Origin of the sequence: Pseudomonas sp. MN1F (assembly GCF_009391885.1) — a bacterium.
Lineage (GTDB): Bacteria > Pseudomonadota > Gammaproteobacteria > Pseudomonadales > Pseudomonadaceae > Aquipseudomonas.
Genome location: NZ_VZII01000065.1, coordinates 1 through 17,810 on the forward strand (window position 1 = coordinate 1; position 17,810 = coordinate 17,810).

At 64.9% G+C, this 17,810-nt stretch carries 2 protein-coding genes; both read right to left on the reverse strand.

The features are described from left to right. Positions 1–15,946, reverse strand: a 15,946-nt coding sequence (locus F6X59_RS27210; RefSeq protein WP_152959164.1) for a filamentous hemagglutinin N-terminal domain-containing protein, incomplete at its 3' end; no start/stop codon positions are given. A 30-nt stretch (positions 15,947–15,976) separates the two neighbouring features. Continuing rightward, the gene (locus tag F6X59_RS27215) at positions 15,977–17,680 is read right to left on the reverse strand and encodes a ShlB/FhaC/HecB family hemolysin secretion/activation protein (protein ID WP_152959165.1); all 1,704 of its coding nucleotides are present in this window, start codon (positions 17,678–17,680) and stop codon (positions 15,977–15,979) included. Positions 17,681–17,810: the final 130 nt, after the last annotated feature.

Consider the following 17,810-nt stretch of genomic DNA (forward strand, 5'->3'; position numbering starts at 1 on the left):
GCGCCCATTCGTTCAGGACCTTGCTGAGGTGCTCATAGCTGTCGATCGAGCGCTCCAGCAGTGTCGTCTTGTACGATTCGCAGGTGGTCGTCGCACACTGAACAGACAGCAGTGTGTCTATGCTGTCGGCGATTTGAAGACTCTTTTCCTTGGCTCTTTGCGGACCATAGGTGTTCTGAGCCTCTTCGACGTTGGTCAGGCTTTCGGCGTTATACTTCTCTTTCTCCCACTTATCCTTCTGGCAGTCTTCGTCTTTACCGCAGCCTTTCATGTCATCAGCAAAAGACAGAACATCCGAGTGCTCCAGGTAGTTGTACTGCGTCGCACTCCCTGCGACCCAGGCCCCTGTTTGTAAGCTGCCGGAGGCGGCGTCGCCCTGTGTCGAAGCTGCCAGCACGCCGATCAATTGGGAGCTCATGATCAGCAGCCCTTGTTTGTCATCGACGGACAGGCTGGCGTACTGCTTGGCAAGACCATCCACCACCGCTTCGTTAAGGCCCGCAGCCAGTGCTCCAGTTCGGAAATCGCCACCTGCCACCTCGGCGGCCAGCCCTCCCATCAATGCGTGCAAGCCAACTTTTCCAAGGCTGCCGTCTTTCAGCACACCAGCGGTGGTATCACCGATCAGATTGAATCCGTAGGCCGCAAAAGCATTGGCCAAGCTGGAGCGCATCGCATCGCTCAGATTTCCTTCTCCTCCCAGCGCTCGGTCTACAAGCGCAGAAGTCCCCCCCTGCAGCAACTGGTTCGTAGTGAACTGACCCACACCCTGCCACGTACCCAGCCCTGCGGAGGTGGTGACGGCGCCGGTATTCGGCAGGGCGGTCGAGGTGCCCGTCTGGGTTGAAGTCCATTTGTCGTACAGTCCGGTTGTCAATCCTGCGGTCACACCAGCGACCGCATACCCGCGCAGCGCATCACTGGATGTCACATCCTTGAACACATCGCCCAGATTCCCACGATTGTTGATCGTGCTGATGGCAGCATTGCTGGCCATGCCGCTAAGGACTGCAGTTCCGGCAACGTTGGCCCAACCTGCCGCAGTGGTTGCCGTTGCCGCAGCAGTGGCGCCAGCCATGGAGGTACCAGCACCCGCCGCAGCGATTGCACCGCTGGCTGCCCCCGCCGTGAGGTAAGTCACGATGATCGCGATCACTATCTGGGCACCGGCGCCCAACCCGGAATTGCTGTACTTCCAGCTATCATGGAGTTCCTGGACTTTGCGCCAGTCCACATCTCCCCGCTGCTCTGCCTCCTTGAGCCACGCCAGCTTAGGATCCGCCTGTACCATCGCGTCGATGGTCTGACTCACAGTCTTCTGATCGATGTGATTGAGGTCGATCTTCAACCCATCGACCGCCTTGATCGTCAGCTCGCCTTGAGTGAGCAACTGGCTCTGGCGCACGGTTTCGTCAGTCTGGCCCTTGCCCTTTGCCGACTGCCACGCGAGGTTACCTTTGCTTTTCTCGTGACTTTCCTGATGCAGGTCCTTGACCGCTTCAAAGGTGATTTCACCACCACTGCTCAGCACCAGGTCTGCACGACTGTCGAGCTTGGCCGCCTGGTACAGCTGGTCGCCCCCGCTGACCAGCGTCAGGTCCCCACCTGTGCTGATCGCACTGCCGACGTGGGTGACCTGGGTGACTTCATCGCGCTTGGTGTACTTGCTGCCGAAGCTGCCTTTCTTTTTCTTGTCGTACAGCGAGTAGTCCAAATCCTCCGCCGCCAGCAGGGCAAGCTGGCCGCCGGCCACCAGGTAGGCTTCATCGCCGGCACTGATGCGGCTGGCGCTCAGGGCCAGGTCCTTACCAGCGCTGATGGAGACATCGGCACCGGCTGTCAGCACGGTGGACACCTGGCTGACATGGTCTTGCTGGGTCTTGAGCTTCTTCGAGGTGTACGCCGAATGGGTCTCGTCCGCCGCCGACATCAAGGTCACGTCACCGCTGGCGCTGATATCGATGGCGCGCTGCGCCTCGATCTGGCTGGCCACTGCGCTGAGGTCGCGCCCCGCCACGGCGGTGAAGTCGCGCCCGGCACTGACGCTGGAGCCGTTCTGCGTCACCGTCTGGGTGGTGGTGCGCCCATAGGCGGCACTGTCGACGGCCTCGGCGGAACCCAGCAGGATTTCGCGACCGGCCTCGATCGAGGTGTCGCGACCGCTCTGCAGTACCCCGCCAGCGCTGACGAAATCTCGCCCGGCGTTGATGCTCAGGTCGTTGGCGGCCTCGATGCGCGCGGCGCTGTCGACGTAATCGGTACGCACGTGCAGGCGGGCGGCGTCGGTGACCTGGCTGGTTACCGAACGCTCGTTGATCACATCGCCCTTCAGGGTGGTCATGCTGATGTCGCGACCGGAAATGATGCCGCCGGCCTTGTTGACGATGTCGTTGCCAGCCAGCAGGTCGACCCGGTTGCCCGCCTGGATCAGGCCACTGTTGACGATGTCGTTGCCAGCTGCGGCCGACAGGTTGTTGCTGGCGCGCAGGGTGCCGACGTTGAGCAGGTCCTGCCCGGCCACCAGGTTGACGTCATTGCCCGCCACCAACGCGCCATTGGGTGCCAGGCGGTTGTTGGCATTGGCCATGTACAGCACCGGCACCAGCACCTTCTCGCCGTTGACCGTGACCTCCTCCAGCCAGACGATATCGTGGGTCAGCGCCGCCACCTGCTCCGAGGTCAGGCCCACGCCCACCGCCAGGTTCAGCTGCTGCTTGCTGGCGATGGCGTTGTCCATCAGGTACTTGAACATCTGTTCGTCGCTGGTCTGGCCGGCCAGGAAGCGCTGCCCGGTGGCGGCCACCACGGCCTGCTGGAGCAGGCGCTGCTCATAGAAACCGTCGCCGAGGCGCTTGGCGCTTTCGTCAGGGTTGTAGCCAAGGCCGGCCAGCAGGTAGTCGGAGCTCATGAACTGCTTGAGGTCGGTGAGCAACGGGTTGGTTTCGACCAGGTACTTGTGCGGCTGGGACGCGACGCTGCGGTCCGGCAGGCCGGTGACCCGGTCGATGCTCTGCCCGGCCGCGGCCGTCGGTTGCGCGCTGCCTGGCGAGGTGACGGTCGAGCGGCCGTCGGCACTTGGCATGCCTGGGCGATCGGCCGCGGAAACTACCGCTTGGCTAGCCGGCGCCAAGGGGTCGACAGTGGTCACCTGCGCAGGTTGCACAGCGGCCACACCAGTCAGCCCGTCGCGGGCCTGTGGCGCCAGGTCGGTGCGGCCAGCGGACTGGCCGGCCACAGTGGTGTCGCGGCTGCCGGAAGCCAGCCCCGGCACGTTCGCCGGGCCTGTCGAACTTCCCGGTGTGCTAACGCCAACCTGGGTGTCGCGGTTCGTCTCGATACCGGCAAGGTCGACAGCCTGCCCGGTGGCACTGAGCGACCCGGCGGCACCGCCGGAAGGCGCCTGGCTGCCGATGCCATCATTGCGGGTGACTTCACCGACCTGGCTGCGGCCCGACTGCCAGTTGCCGTTGTTGACGCTGCCAACCGCAGACACATCGACTGCACTCGCGGTGGCGCCCAACGTGCTGGCTTCGCGGGCAGCGACCGAGAGTTGCTGCGTGCTGGCCCAGAGCTGGGCGTTGTCGCCCACCTGCAAGGTGCGCCCGGTCGTGCCCGGTAGCGCCTGCTCGCGTTGCGCCAGGTCAATGCTGGCAGCACTCAGGGTCCAGTTGCCGGCGCCGCTGCCAGCCTGGCTGGCCTGGCCTGCGCTGGCCGCCTGGTCGCTCAGGCGGAACAGCCCGTTGGGGTTGGTCGGCAGGCTGAAGCCCGGCAGGCTCAACGGGTTGATCTGCTGCTGGGCGAGGTTGGGCGGCAACTGCCGGTTCAGGACGATCACCGGCGCCATGCCCGTGCCCACGACACCGGTACTCAGGCCCCTTGCTGCCCCAGTGGCCGCTTGGCTGTAGGCCCGCTCAACGCCGTTGGAAATGTTGCTGGACGCGGTGATGGCAAGCGCGCCACCGGCTTGAACCACTGAAGGCAGGTAGTTGGAGCCGGCATTTTCCACGCGTTGTGTCAGGAACGGCGTTGCTGCCTGAATGGCCGCTGGAGCGCTGCTGGGCTGTCCACTTCCGTAGTTGGCCGGGAAAATGTACTGAGCGTATTTGTATTTACTGCTGCCGCTCGTTTCGGTGGTGTTCAGCCTAAAGCTGGCGAAATTCACCCACGAGATCGTGTTGCCATTGCCTACGGAGCGGCTCCCACTGTTGAGCGTCGCCATCGATTCGTGACCCGCTGCGTTCCAGAAGCGGATACCCCCCGTGTAGCCCGCGTCGTTGTCCGCATTGTAGTGGGCGATAAGCTTCCACAACCCCGAGCTGGGCTGGCCGATGTCGATGTACTTGAGCTCCGAGTAACCGTTCAGCGATGTCGCAGTATTGGCAAACGAGCCGGTATTGATCGTGATGTTACCGGCGGCGGAAACCGTGGAGTTGGAGTTGGCGAACACATCGCTGGCCACGTTCAGGTTACGTCCCGACACCAGGCTGGCCTGTTGCTCGACCGCCCCCACAGCCTCATAGGTATAGGTCTGCCCCCACACCAGGTGCGAGCTCGGCGAAATCTGCACGCTGCCATCCATGTAGCTGGAGCAGCTGTAGCAGCGCACGCCGATGTAACCGGACTGCACCGTCGGCGTGAGGCTGAAGTCGACGCGCTTGTTGCTGACGGTGCTGGCTGCGATGGTGAAGTCGCCAACGCTTTCCATCGTCCCGGAAATGTTTTCCAGCAGGGCCGAACGATTGCCCTGGGCGTCCCGGGCTACTCGGATCGCGCCCAGGCTGTAGATATCGCCCTGGCGGTTGGTCAGGCTCTGGGCGTACAGCGCCATGTCCGTGCCGCTGTAGATGAAACCGCCCTGGTTCGACAGGTTGCCGGTGCTCAGGGTCAGGGCCTGGCCGCTGCCCAGCGAACCGTAGTTGTCGATGCCGCCCGCCTGGACCGCGAGGCTGGACGCCGATGTCAGGCGCCCGGCATTGCTCAGCAGGCCACCGACATTGAGCGTGCCTGCAGCGCCGGAAGCGAGGCTGCCGCTGCCAGCCAGGGTCAGCTGGCCGAGGCCGGCGTTCATGGCGCCAAGGCTGCTGATGCGCCCGCTGACGTTCAGGCTGCCGGCAAGGCTGAGGTCGAGCCCGCCATCACTGGCGATCAACCCGGCCGTGCTCCAGTTGTTGCCGCTGCCACTGAAACGTTCGGAGGCCAGCAGTTGCCCACCGGCGGTCTGGTTCAGTTCGCCGACGTTGACGGTCAGGCGCCCGGCCTGGATCACACTGCTGTTGGTCCAGCTGGCCGCTGTCAGGGTCAGCCCGCCACGGGTGACCAGGGTGCCGCCACTGTTGGTGATGTTGGCCGTGGCAATGTCGAAAATGCCGCTACCACCGTGCAGCACGGTGCCATCGAGGTTGCTCAGGCCGCTGGTGTTGAGGGTCAGGTCGGTATTGGCCACCTCGACCCTGCCGTTGCGGTTGTCAAAGCCACCGCCAATCTGGAACTCGCTCTTGCCAGCCGTGCCCAGGGCCCGCAGTTGGCCACCCTGGTTGTCCACGGACGCCGCTGACACCAGCAATTGCGTGTCGCTTTCGATTACCCCCGAACGGTTGGCCAGGGTGTTGCCGAGCGCCAGTTCGACGCGGTTACCCGCCAATTGCCCGGCACTGTTGTCCAGGCTGCTGCCATCGACCCGCACCAGGCCTTTGGCATACAGACCACCGCCAGCATTGACCAGGCCCGCGCTGCGGATACGGGCATCGCCCGACTGGGCTGCAACCCGGCCGCCACTGTTGTCGACGTTGCCGGCCACCAGCAGCAGTTGCTGGCCCTGCACCACACCGCCATTGCCGGCGAGGTCGCGCCGGTTGTCGAGCTGGCCGCTGACGTTCACGTCCAGCAGCCCGGCAACACTGGCCAGGATGCCACCCTGGTTACCCAGGCTGCCGGCCCGTTGCACCACCAGGTTGCCGCCCTGGGCCAGCAGCTTGCCGCCGCGGTTCTCCAGTGCCCCGGCGATGTCCAGCAGCACGCTGCTGCGCCCCTGCACTTCGCCCTGCTGGTTGAGCAGTTCGCCCGCCTGCAACGCGACATCGGCATTTTCGCTGTAGATCAGCCCCTGGCTGTCGTTGCGCAGGGTCGATGCGACATTGACCTTGACCTGTTCCTTGGCCGCCAAGGTACCCAGCTGGCCGTTGTCGAGGCTGCCGGCATTGAGCGCCAGCCCGCTGCGGCTGACGATCTTGCCGCCATGGTTGAGCACCTGTCGGGCCTGCACCAGCTGCAGCGCCTCGGCGCTGACCAGGGTGCCGCCGCTGTTGTCGAGGTTGCCACGCAGGTCGAGCAGCAGGCTGCCATTACCGGCGATGCGGCCACCACGGTTGTCCAGGTCGCTGCCGGTGACGCTCAGCAACTGCTGGGCATCGATGCTACCGCCCAAGTTGGCCAGGGTGGCCGTGTTCAGTTGCAAGGCTGCGCCACTGGACAGCACACCGCCGCTGTTATCGAGGCTGGCCGCGTCGACGTCCATGCGCCCCTGGCTTACCAGGGCACCGTCCCCACCATTGAGCAAGGCACCGGTAAGCTGCACATCCAAGGTCCCCTGGCGACTGGAGAGTGTGCCGAGGTTGCGGTTGTCGAGGCTGCCGCCAGTGAGGCTCAGCCCCTGCCAACCGGACAGCAGACCACCCTGGTTGTTGATGCTGGCGGCGGAAAGCACCAGCTGTCGAGCTCCAATCAGTTTGCCGCCGTCGTTGACCAGGCCACTGGCGGTCAGCGCCAGGTCCTGTGCGGCAGAGATCTCGCCCCCGCTGTTGTCGACACTGTCGGCGCTGATGCTCACACCCGTCTGGCCGTTGATCAGGCCAGCCGCGCTGTTGTTCACGGCGCGCGACGTCAGCGACAGGCCTTGGCCCGCCAGTAGCGCCCCGCCCTGGTTGCTCAACCTGTCGTTGTTCAGGGTCAGCTGGCCTGCCGCGCTGATCAGCCCCTGCTGACCGTTGTCGAGCAGGCCACTGCTGCCCAGCAGCAAGTCGCTGCGGCTGTTGAGGGTGCCCCCACGGTTGTCCACCGCGCCGGCACTGACGTCCAGCCTGGCGGCGCCGATCAGGCCCTTGAGGTTGCTCAGGGTCTGGGCGATGACCAGGTTGAGGCCCTGGCTGGCGAGCACGCGGCCACCGTCGTTGTCCAGGCTGCGGGCAGCGAGGGTGTAGGCCTGGGCGCTGGAGATTTCGCCCGCGCGGTTGCTGACATCAGCCAGGTTGTTCAGCCGCAACGGGCCGGCGCTGTTGATCAGGCCACCCTGGTTGTCCAGCTTGCCACCCTGAAGGTCAAGGCTGAGGCTGGTATTGCCCGACAGTTTGCCACCCTGCTGATCGAGCCCGGTGACCGTGGCGGTCAGCGCGCCGAGGCTGCCGATGTTGCCACCGTTGATCACCTGCCCGGCGTTGAGGTCGAGGGTCTGCGCGCTATTGAGCTTGCCGCCCCGGTTGCTCACCGTACCGGTCCCCACACTGACCGCGCCCTTGGCACTGATGCTGCCCTGGTCATTGACCAGGCTGGCACTGCGCAGGTGCAGGCGAGCATCGGTAAGCAGTTCGCCGTCGCTGTTGTCGAGCGCTCCGGCCACGGTCAGGGTCAGATCGTCGGCACTGCCCAGGTTGCCGCCCTGGTTGTCGAGGCTGTTTGCGCTGACCACCAGCGTCGACTCGCTGCTCAGCGTGCCCTGCCGGTTGCTCAGTGCGCCGCTGAAATTCAGCACCAGTGGCCGCTGCGAGAAGATCGCCCCGCCGCTGTTGTCCAGGCTGGCACCGCTCAAGTCCACGGCCTGCCCGTGCAGTTGGCCACGGCTACGGTTGAGCACCTGCTGCACCGCCAGCGTCAGCTTGCCGCCCGCAAACAGAACACCGCCGTCACTGTTGTCCAGCGACTGCCCGGTAAGGGTGAGGTCACTGTTGCTGGTCAGCTCGCCTGCGCGGTTGTCCAGCTTGTCGATCGTCAGGTCCAGCGCCTGGGTCGCGCCCAGCAAGCCAGTGCGGTTGTCCACACGGGTGGCGGCGACGCTGACGCGATCGGTGCCTATCAGCTGGCCGCCCTGGTTATCAAAGGTCCCGGCCTTCAGTTCGACCAGCGCCTTGCCGGCGATCTGGCCTTGGCCGTTGTCGAGGTTGTCGCTGTCGAGGGTGAGCAGACCGTCGGCAATCAGGGTGCCGCGGCGGTTGAGCAACGACTCGCCAGCATGGACCGCCAGCGCACCACGGGTGCTGATCAGGCCGTCGCTGTTGTCCAGGCGCTGGCTGTCCAGCGCCAGTTGCGCACCGCTGATGCGACCGTTGCGATTGCCCAATTCCTGGTCGACGCGCAAGGCCAGAAGCTGGTTGCTGACCAGCTTGCCATTACTGTTGTCGAAGCTGCGGGCGGCAAGGTCGAGCGCGCCCTGGCTGGAGATTTCGCCACCCTGGTTGGTCACCGTACCCAGGTTCTTGAGGGTCAGGCTCGGGGCATTGATCAAGCCACCATTGATCAGCGCGCCTTGGTTCAGGTCCAGGGTCAGTTGGCGGTTGCTGAACAGCTCGCCCTGGTCCTGGACCAGGCCGGTGACGCGGGCGTCGAGCACGCCGTTGCTGGCTATGCGCCCGCCATTGCTGACCTGGCCGGCGTTCAGGATCAGGTCTGCGCTGCTGATGAGCCGGCCGCCCTGGTTGTTATCCAGGCGCCCGGTAACCACGGTGGTATTGCCCTGGCCCTTGATCAGGCCCTGCTCGCTGTTATCCAGGTTGGCACTGGTGAGGCTAAGCCCCTGCCCACTCTCCAGCACGCCGCCCTGGTTGAGCAACCCGGCCGCACCGTTAAGCACCAGCTGGCCGGCGCTGGAGATACTGCCCGCGCGGTTGTCCAGCAGCTGCCCGTGGAGACTCAGGGTGCCCTCGCTGCCGAGGTGACCCTGGCGGTTGTCGAGGCCTGCGTCAAGCGCCCCAGCCCCTTGTGCGGCCAGGCGAACCTGCAACGATTGCTGCGCAGCGAGGGTACCCTGGGCGTTGTCCAGGCGGGCAGCGGCCAGGCTGATGTCGCGGGCGAACACCAGGCCACGGGCCTGGTTGACCAGCCGAGCCACGGTCATTTCCAGCGAAGTGCCCGCCAGCAGCTTGCCCGCGCTGTTGTCCAGTTGTGTGACGCCGAGCGTAACCTGCTGCTGGCTGGAGATTTCCCCGCCCTGGTTGTTCACCGACTGCACCTGCAGGCGCAGTGCCTTGCGGCTGCCGACCAGGCCACCCGCGCTGTTGTCCAGCTGGTCGCCGGTCAGGCTCAGCTCGCCCTCAGCCACCAGCTCGCCGCCCTGCTGCTCAAGCAAGCCAATACTCGCCAACAGGTCGCCCTGGCTGGCGATACGCCCTTTGCCATTGCCGACCGAATCGGCCTTGAGCCCCAGCCCACCGCTGGCGCTGACCAGGCCGCCCTGGTTGAGCAGTTCACCGATATCGAGGTCCAGCGCCTGCACGCCACTGATCAATCCTTCGCGGTTGTCCAGCTGCGCCAGGTGCAACTGCATGTCCTGGTTGGCGCGCACGACCCCGCCACGGTTATCCAGCGACGTGCCCCTGAAGGTCAGCGCGTTCTGCCCGGCGAGCCGGCCGCCACGGTTGTCGAGGCGCTCGGCTTGCAGCGCCATGGCGCCCTTGGCGAGCACGCTGCCACCGTTCTGGTTATCCAGCAGGCCTGCGACGCTCAGCCCCAGGCTGCCGTCGCTGACCAGGCTGCCATTGCCACTGTTGTCCAGGTTGCCGGCAGTGACCTGCAGCTCGCGCCCGGCACCCAAGGTACCGCCCTGGTTGGACAGTGCGCCGCCCACCTGCAGGTCGAGGGCAACATCGCCCATGACCTGGCCCCGGTCGTTGCTCAGGGACTGGGCTGCGACCTTGTTGACGCCAGCGGCGGAGACTTCGCCGGCCGCGTTGAGCAAGGCGCCAGTGATCGCCAGATCGAGGTTGGCGCCACTGCTGAACAGGCCATTGCTGTTGTCCAGGCTGGCGGCCTTGGCCGTCAGGCCGTTGGCGGTGATCTGGCCGCCGACGTTGAGCAACGCCTGACGGATGTCCAGATCGATGGCCTGGTCGCTGAGCAGACCGCCGTCACTGTTGTCGAGGCTGTCGGCCAGCAGGCCGAAACCCTGCTCACTAGAGATCTCGCCGCCGCGGTTGATGACTCTGGAAAGGTTGCGCAGCAGCAATGGCCCCGGCGCGTTGATCAGGCCACCACTGTTGTTCAGCAGGCCCTGGTTCAGGTCCAGGGTCAGGGCGCTGTTGCTGTACAGCTCGCCGCCACCGCGTTGGTCCAGGCCGTGCAACGAGGCCGTGAGCGCCTTGACGCTGGCAATCGTGCCGCCCAGGTTATCTACTTGCCCGGCATTCAGGTCGAGCTGATCGAGGCTGATGAGGCGCCCGGCCTGGTTGTTGAAAGCGCCAGTGCCCACCGTCATCAAACCATTGGCAGCGACGCGCCCGGCCGTGTTGTCGAGGCTGAGGCTGGAAAGCGCCAGGGCACCGGCGGCAAGCAGCTCGCCTCCCTGGTTGCCAATGCCCTGTGCCGTGGAGAGGCGCAGGTCGGCATCGCTGCGAATCGCGCCCTGGCGGTTGTTCAGTTGCCCACTCGAACCACCATTCTGCAGCAGCAGTGAAACGCCAGTCTTGCCATACAGGCTGCCTTGGGCGCTGTTGTCCATCTGCCCGGCAACGATGGTGACAGCCCGTTGGCCGGAGATGATGCCCTTGGCCTGGTTGTCCAGACGCGACAGGGTCAGTTGCAGGTTGCCATTGGCGACGACCTGGCCAGCGCCACTGTTGTCCAGGGAGTCGCCGTTGATGTCCAGGTCGGCAACGCTGGCGATCTGGCCCGCACGGTTGTCGAGCCGCTCGACCGTGAGTGCCATGCCGTTGCCGGCATTGAGCAGGCCGGCCTGACGGTTGTCCAGCGCGTGGCTCTGCACACGCAATTGCCCGGTCGCGACCAGGTTGCCACCGCGGTTATCGAACTGGCGGGCTTCGACGGCGATGTCATGCTTGCCGGTGATTCGCCCGGCAGCGTTGTTGAACACGCTGTCGGCGCGCAATTGCAGGGCCCCGACGGCGCCCAGCACTCCCCCCTGGTTCAGCAACTGACCGCTAACGGCCAGCGCCATCGAGCCATCGCTGGCAACACGCCCCTGACCGTTATCGAGGCTGCCGGCCTCCAGGCTCAGCGCTTCGCCAGCCAGCAACTGGCCAGTTCGGTTGCTGAACGCACCGGTCTGGCGCAGGTTCAGGCGCGTGTCGGCCTGGACCAAGCCGGCGCTGTTGTTCAGCTCGACGCTGGTCAGCGCAACGCTGCCACCCAGAACGCGCCCTTGCTGGTTGTTCAGCAGGCGATCCACGGCCAGCTCAAGACCCTCGCGGGCCTCCAGGCTGCCTTCGCGGTTCACCAGGCTGCCCGCGCGAACATCCAGTGAGGCGGCCTTGACCTGCCCCAGGGTGTTGTCCAGGGCCTTGGCGATGCGCAGGGTCAGGCCCTGCTCGCTGAGGACCTTGCCGCCGTTGAGCAGCTCGGTGGCGGCCAGTTCGAAAGCCTGGCCACTGGAAATTTCGCCGCCCTGGTTACTGACGCTGGCGAGCTGTTTCAGCAGCAACTGGCCTGGCGCGTTGATCAGCCCACCCTGGTTGTTCAAGTAGCCATTGTTCAGATCGAGGGTGACACCCGCCTGGCCGTAGAGCCGGCCACCGTCATGCTGGTCCAGGCTGGCGACCGAGGCCTGCAGTTGCCCGCTGCTGTGAATGCTGCCACCCAGGCTGTTGTCGGTGGCACCCGCATCGAGAAGAAGGTCGCCCGCGCTGTCGATCAGGCCGGCCTGGTTGAGCAGTTGGGCGCTGATGCGTGCGGCCAGGCCGCTGTCACTGCTGAGTTTGCCTGCTCGGTTGTCCAGGCTGGCGGCGCTGAGTTCGGCCGCTTGCCTGGCGTACAACACCCCCTGGCGGTTGTCCACGGCGCCGAGGCTGTCGAAGGTCAGCTGACGGTCGCTCTGGACCAGGCCTTGCCGGTTGTTCAGCGCACCGACGTTGATCACCGCCTCACTGGCCAGCAGTTGGCCGCCCTGGTTGTCGACGCCACCCTCGGCTTGCAGCGCAAGCGCGCCACTGCTGCTGACGCTACCGGCCTGGTTGACCAAGGCACCCGCGCGGATATCCAGCTGGGCTGCCGAAACCAGGCCTTTGGTGTTTTCCAGTACACGGGCGATACGTAAGGTCAGCCCCTGCTCGCTGAGCAGCTTGCCACCGCCGTTGTCCAGTGCACCGGTGGCCAGCAGGAAACCGAGGTTGCTGGAAATCTCGCCACCGCGGTTATCGACCGACGCGACATTGTTCAGCAGCAGGCGACCCGTTGCATTCAACCGCCCACCCTGGTTGTCGAAGCGCCCCTGGTTCAGGTCGAGGGTGAGTGCGCCCTGGCTGAGCAATTGCCCGTCACCGTGCTGGTCAAGAGCGCCCAGCCTGGCATCGAGCTGTTCGCCACTGCTGACCCTGCCGCCGCTACTGTTATCCAATACCCCGGCTTGCAGGTCGAGGCTGCGCTCGCCGCGCAGCGTGCCGTTGGCGTTGCTCAGCGTACCGTCGAGCATTAGCCCGAGATGGTTGCCTGCGAACACCGCACCCTGCTGGTTATCCAGTTGTGCGCCACGCAGGGAAAGCTGGTCCCCGGCACTGAGATGACCTGTCCCGTTGTGCACCTCTCCTGCGCTGGTGAGTTTCAAATTTCGGTCTGCCTGGATTCGACCGTTGCGGTTGTCCAGCGTGGCAGCGGTAATCAGGCCTTCTGCGGCCTGCAGTTCACCGTCGGCGTTGCTCAGCGTACCCTCAACGGCCAGTGTCAGGTCATCGCGTATGTTCAGCTTGCCTTGGCTGTTGCCGAGGCTACCCAGCTGTGCGTCCAGCCGCGCCGCAGAAACCAGCCCGGCCGCGTTGTCCATGGCCCTGGCGATACGCAGGGTCAGCAGTTGCTCACCGAGCAATTTGCCGCCCCGGTTGTCCAGGCTGCTGGCCTCCACGGTGAAGGTTTGGCGGCTGGAGATCTCGCCGCCCTGGTTATCGACACTGTCCAGGTTGCGCAGCAGCAACTGCCCCGGGGCGTTCAGCAGGCCGCCTTGATTGTTCAAGTGCCCGTGATTCAAGTCCAGGACCAGGTCGTTCTGGCTGTAGAGCTGCCCGCCACCGGCCTGCGCCAACCCGCTGACGCTGGCTTGCACATTCTGGCCGTGGACACGCCCGGCGTTGCGGTTATCCAGTTGCGCGGCACGCAGTTGCAAAGTAGCCCCGGCGGCCAACTCGCCCTGCTGGTTGACCAGGTTGGCGCTGCTCAGTTGCAGGTTGGCACCGGCGCTGAACAGGCCACTCTGGTTGAGCAGGTCGCCTGCCAAGGCCGCTGTCAGGTCGCCGCCGCTGGTGAGCTTGCCGGAACGGTTATCGAGCTCACCGGCGGTCAGCGCCACGTTTACGCCGCTGGCCAGGATGCCGTTACGGTTATCGACACGGGCGGCGTTCAGCTGCAAGCGGTCGATGGCCTGGATCCGGCCGCCTTGGTTATCCAGCGCCCCCACGTCGAGGCCGAGGTTTGTGCCCAGCAACTCACCGCTGCGGTTATCCACCCCGCCTGTGGCTACAAGGCCCAGGTCACCCTCGCTTTTGAGCTTGCCAGCGCGGTTGTCCAGTTGGTCAGCACGCAGTTCGAAACTGCGCACGCTGGAGATTTCGCCGCTCTGGTTATTCACCGAGGCGAGGTTGAGCAGTTGCAGCGAGCCCGGTGCGGTGACGAGGCCGCCCTGGTTGTTCCAGCTGCCATGGTTGAGGTCCAGGCTGACACTGGCCTGGCCGTGCAGGCTGCCGGCACTGTTGTCCAGGCTGCCGACCGCGAGCCGCATGTCACCCTGCGCGGTCAGGTTGCCGTCGTGATTGTTCAGGGCGCCACTGACACGGGCATCCAGGCCTGCCTGGCTGCTGATCATGCCTTGCTGGTCGTTGAGCAGGCTGGCGGCGTCGAGCCACAAGCCACTGGCGGCGATCAGCCCCGCGCTGTTGCTGAGGGTACGGGCAATGCTCAGGGTCAAGCCCTGGTCACTCAACAGTTTGCCAGCACCGTTGTCGAGGCTGCTTGCGCTGACGTTGAAGGCGCGCTGGCTGGCGATTTCACCCTGACGGTTATCGACGCCATCGAGGTTGCTCAGGGTCAGCTGCCCGCTGGCGTTGATCACACCACTGCGGTTGTCCAACAGTCCGCGACGCAGGTCGAGGCTCAGGTCACCCTCGCTGACCAGGCGCCCGCCGCCCTGCTGATCAAGGCTGCCGACGCTGGCCGTCAGGCGCTGTTTGCTGGTGAGCTGGCCACCGCTGCGGTTGTCGAGCAGGCCCGCGGCATACAGGTCGAGCGCTTGCCCGGCTGCGACCAGGCCCGCGACGTTGTCCAGCGTTGCCACGTGCAGGGTGACTTGCCCCAGGCCCGACAATTCGCCAGTGCGGTTGATCAGGCTGGTGCTGCTGACACTTAATGTACCGCTGCTGCTCAACAGCCCGCCCTGCCCGTTGAGCAGGCTCTGGCTGTTGACGCCAAGGTTGGCGCCAGCAAGCACACGCCCGTGGTTCTGGTTGTCGACCCGGGTGGCCTCAAGCTGGGCATTGCGCCCGGCGCTCAGGGTGCCCCCCTGGTTGGCCAGCTCGCTGGCCGTGACCGCAACGTCCCGGCTGGCGGCCAGGGTATGGCCAGTGTTGTCCAGCGACTGCGCACTAATGCGCACATCACCTTGGCTGTTGCGGCTGTTGTCGGCGTTGACCCCGGCTTCGATGACGCCCTGGTTGAGCACCCGCCCCGTGCTGTCGAGGCGCACGCTGTCACGCGCGGCCAGATTGCGCTGGTTGCGCAACTCGCCCTGGGCGCTGATGGCCAGGTCCTTGCCCGCATACACCGTGCCCTGGGCATCGACACTCTGTGCCTTGGCAGCGAGCGAGCCGCCGGCGGACACCTGGCCGAGGTTCAACTGGCCATTGGCATCGATCTGGATATCACCCCCGGCAATCATGTCGCCAGCCAGTTTCACCCCTACGCCGGCCTCGGTGCCGACCAGGCGAATGGTATCGACGTACATGCCGCCAAGGGCCGATGAGTCGATCGCCAGCTGCGGCGCCGTGCTGCCATCGGCCACCCGCGCAGTGGCCGTCAGCGTGCCGGCATCGACATCGTTGCGCCCGGCGACGATAGCCAGTTTCTTCGCCTGGATCTGCGCATTGACCTGCGCCGCCCGGGTGATGATCTCGAACTGGTCGACATTGCTCGCGTTGAGCCCCGCGCCCTGAATCGCGATAGCCCCCTGATCGACTTGGTAACGGCTCAGCTGACCGTTCTCGATCACCGGCTTGCCAGTACTCAGGGTCACTTTTGGGGTATTGATGAAGCCGCAGCCATCGCAGCTGATGCCATGGGGGTTGGCAACGATGACGTGCGCGGCCTTGCCCGCCACTTCGGTGTAACCGCGCAGCTGACTGGGGTTGGCGCCATTGACCTCATTGAGGATGATATCGGCGGCACGACCGGACAGATTCGGGTTGCCGACGATGATGCCACCCAGCTGGGTACTCTGCGTGCGCTCCGTCGCGTTATTGAGGATCAGGCCCTGGGCACCGACGTTGTAGTCCTTGAACTGGTTGTGCGACAGGCCGTTGCCATTGGGTGCGGCGATGTTGACGATCGGTACGCCATTGCCTGCCTGCGCCAGCCCGGTGCCTGGCGCGCTGAGCGCGATACCTTCGGCCTGGGCCCACAGCGGCTGCCAGAACATGACGTTGGCCAGCAGCAACGCCAGCGCACGCTTGGGCATGCCACAGAACGTGTCGCGTGCTTGCACGGCGGCAGAGGGCAGGCGAACCAGGAAGGCGAATTGGCGAACGTCCATGTAACAACCTCAGGGCAGCAGCGGCGGTGCTTACAGCAGCAGGTCCAGCCGGAAGTAGATGGGTGACTCGTGCTCGGTGATCGCATCCGGGCGTTCGAGTGAATGGGCAAAGGTGACGCTGGCGGCCAGGTGCTGGCCGCGGGCGAACAGCTCCAGGGAATGGCTGGAGACGCGGCCGTGCTGGTCGCCACTGAAGCGGTCGTGGCGAATCACGCCTTGGTCGTAGCCGACGCTGGCGCCATACTCGGCGAGCAGCGGGCGCAACCACTCAAGTTGTATCGGGCGGCTCCAGCGCAGGTCGTTGCGCCAGTAGCCACCACTGTCGCCGGTCAGGAACTGGTCCTTGTAGCCACGCACCGAAGACAGCCCGCCCAGGCTCATGCGCTGCGGGCTGAACAGCGGGTCCTCGCTGCGCTGCCCGGTGAACAGGCTACTGAAGCTCAGGCGTTCGTTCCACAATGCAAACGGCTGCAGGTAGCTGAGGGTGAGGGTGTATTTGCGGTAGCGCGCGTCCGGGTCGCCGGGGGCGTCCGTCTGCCGGGTCTGGGCACCGAAGGCACCGATGCCTTGCTGCATCCCCAGGTCGAGGTTGACGAACGCAGTGCCGATGCGCCGGCCATGGTTGATGCCGAACTGCGCTTCGCTGAGCCGGTTACTGCTGTTCTTCAGGCGGCTGTCTTCGATGAAGTTGTTCGAGCGCAAGTAGGCCAGGCCGGTATTCAATGCGGTCTTTGAAACGCTGTCTCGGTAGATCACCCGCTCGGCGCGAAACTGATGGTTCTGGGTATCACCGGTCTGTTTGAAGGCGAAGTTGTTGGCCATGGCCTGGGAGCGGTAGGCGCTCTGACTGTAGGCATAGTTGAAGTTCCACCAGCCCCAGGGCAGGTTGTAGTTGAGCATCTCGCTGTGGGAGGTGTGCTGATGGTCGCTGACTGCGTCATGGCCCCCACGGACCAGCAACTGGTCGGCCAGGCCCAGCGGGCTGTCCCACTCCAGGCCATAACCCCATTGCTGTTCGCCGGTGGCGCGCTGCCCTTCGTTGTTACGTGACAGGTTGGCCCGCCAAGGCTTGGCCGGGGTGTTACGCACATCGACGGTGCTGCCGCCTACGGTATTGCCAGGCATCAACTCCATCTTCGCCTGGTTGGACGGTAGGCGGTTGAGTTGATCAACCATCTGTTCGATGTCCCGCAGGTTGAGACGCTCACCGACCGTGCCAGGAAAGGTCATGGCCAGTTCGCGTGCCGAGAGCCCACTGCCATCACTACTGTTCAGGCCTTCCAGGCGCCCTTCCACCACCTGTACTTCAAGGTGGCGGGTGGTCAGGTCCTGTTGCGGCAGGTAGGCACGGCTGGTGACCTGGCCGATTGACAGGTAATGATCGGTGATGGCCTTGAGCAAGGCGTTGAGTTGCACCACGCCCAGGCACTGGCCGACCCAAGGCTGTACCAGGCGCTCGCGCTCGGCCTGGGACAGGCTGTCGGCGCCTTTGACCTGAATGGTATCGACGGGGAAACAGCGTGAATCAGCGGCCGCTGGCGCGGAGGGCTGCGGCGTTTGCTGGCCTGGCAGGTCGCGCAGTTCATCGAGGCGACGCTGCTGCTCTTGCAATAGACGGTCCTGACGATCGCGAATCAGGTCCTGTTCGCCAGGCGTAGCCGCAAAGGTGCTTTGAGCTGCGCACAGCCCCAGGGCCATGAAGCACAACCTCATCGCGAGGTGGTGAAACCGCATGTAACTTCCTTGTTTATGTCACTTTGCCATCATTTGGTCGCGGATCTTAAGTAGATGGGAAAATGGCGTCAAGAAAATTGCGCTCGACGGTCGTGCCTGGGATAGCAGTGCGCGATACCACGTAACTAGG

Bases quoted from the DNA above. Each gene is read 5' to 3' on its own strand.
- F6X59_RS27215 (WP_152959165.1), bottom strand. From the start codon at position 17,680: ATGCGGTTTCACCACCTCGCGATGAGGTTGTGCTTCATGGCCCTGGGG.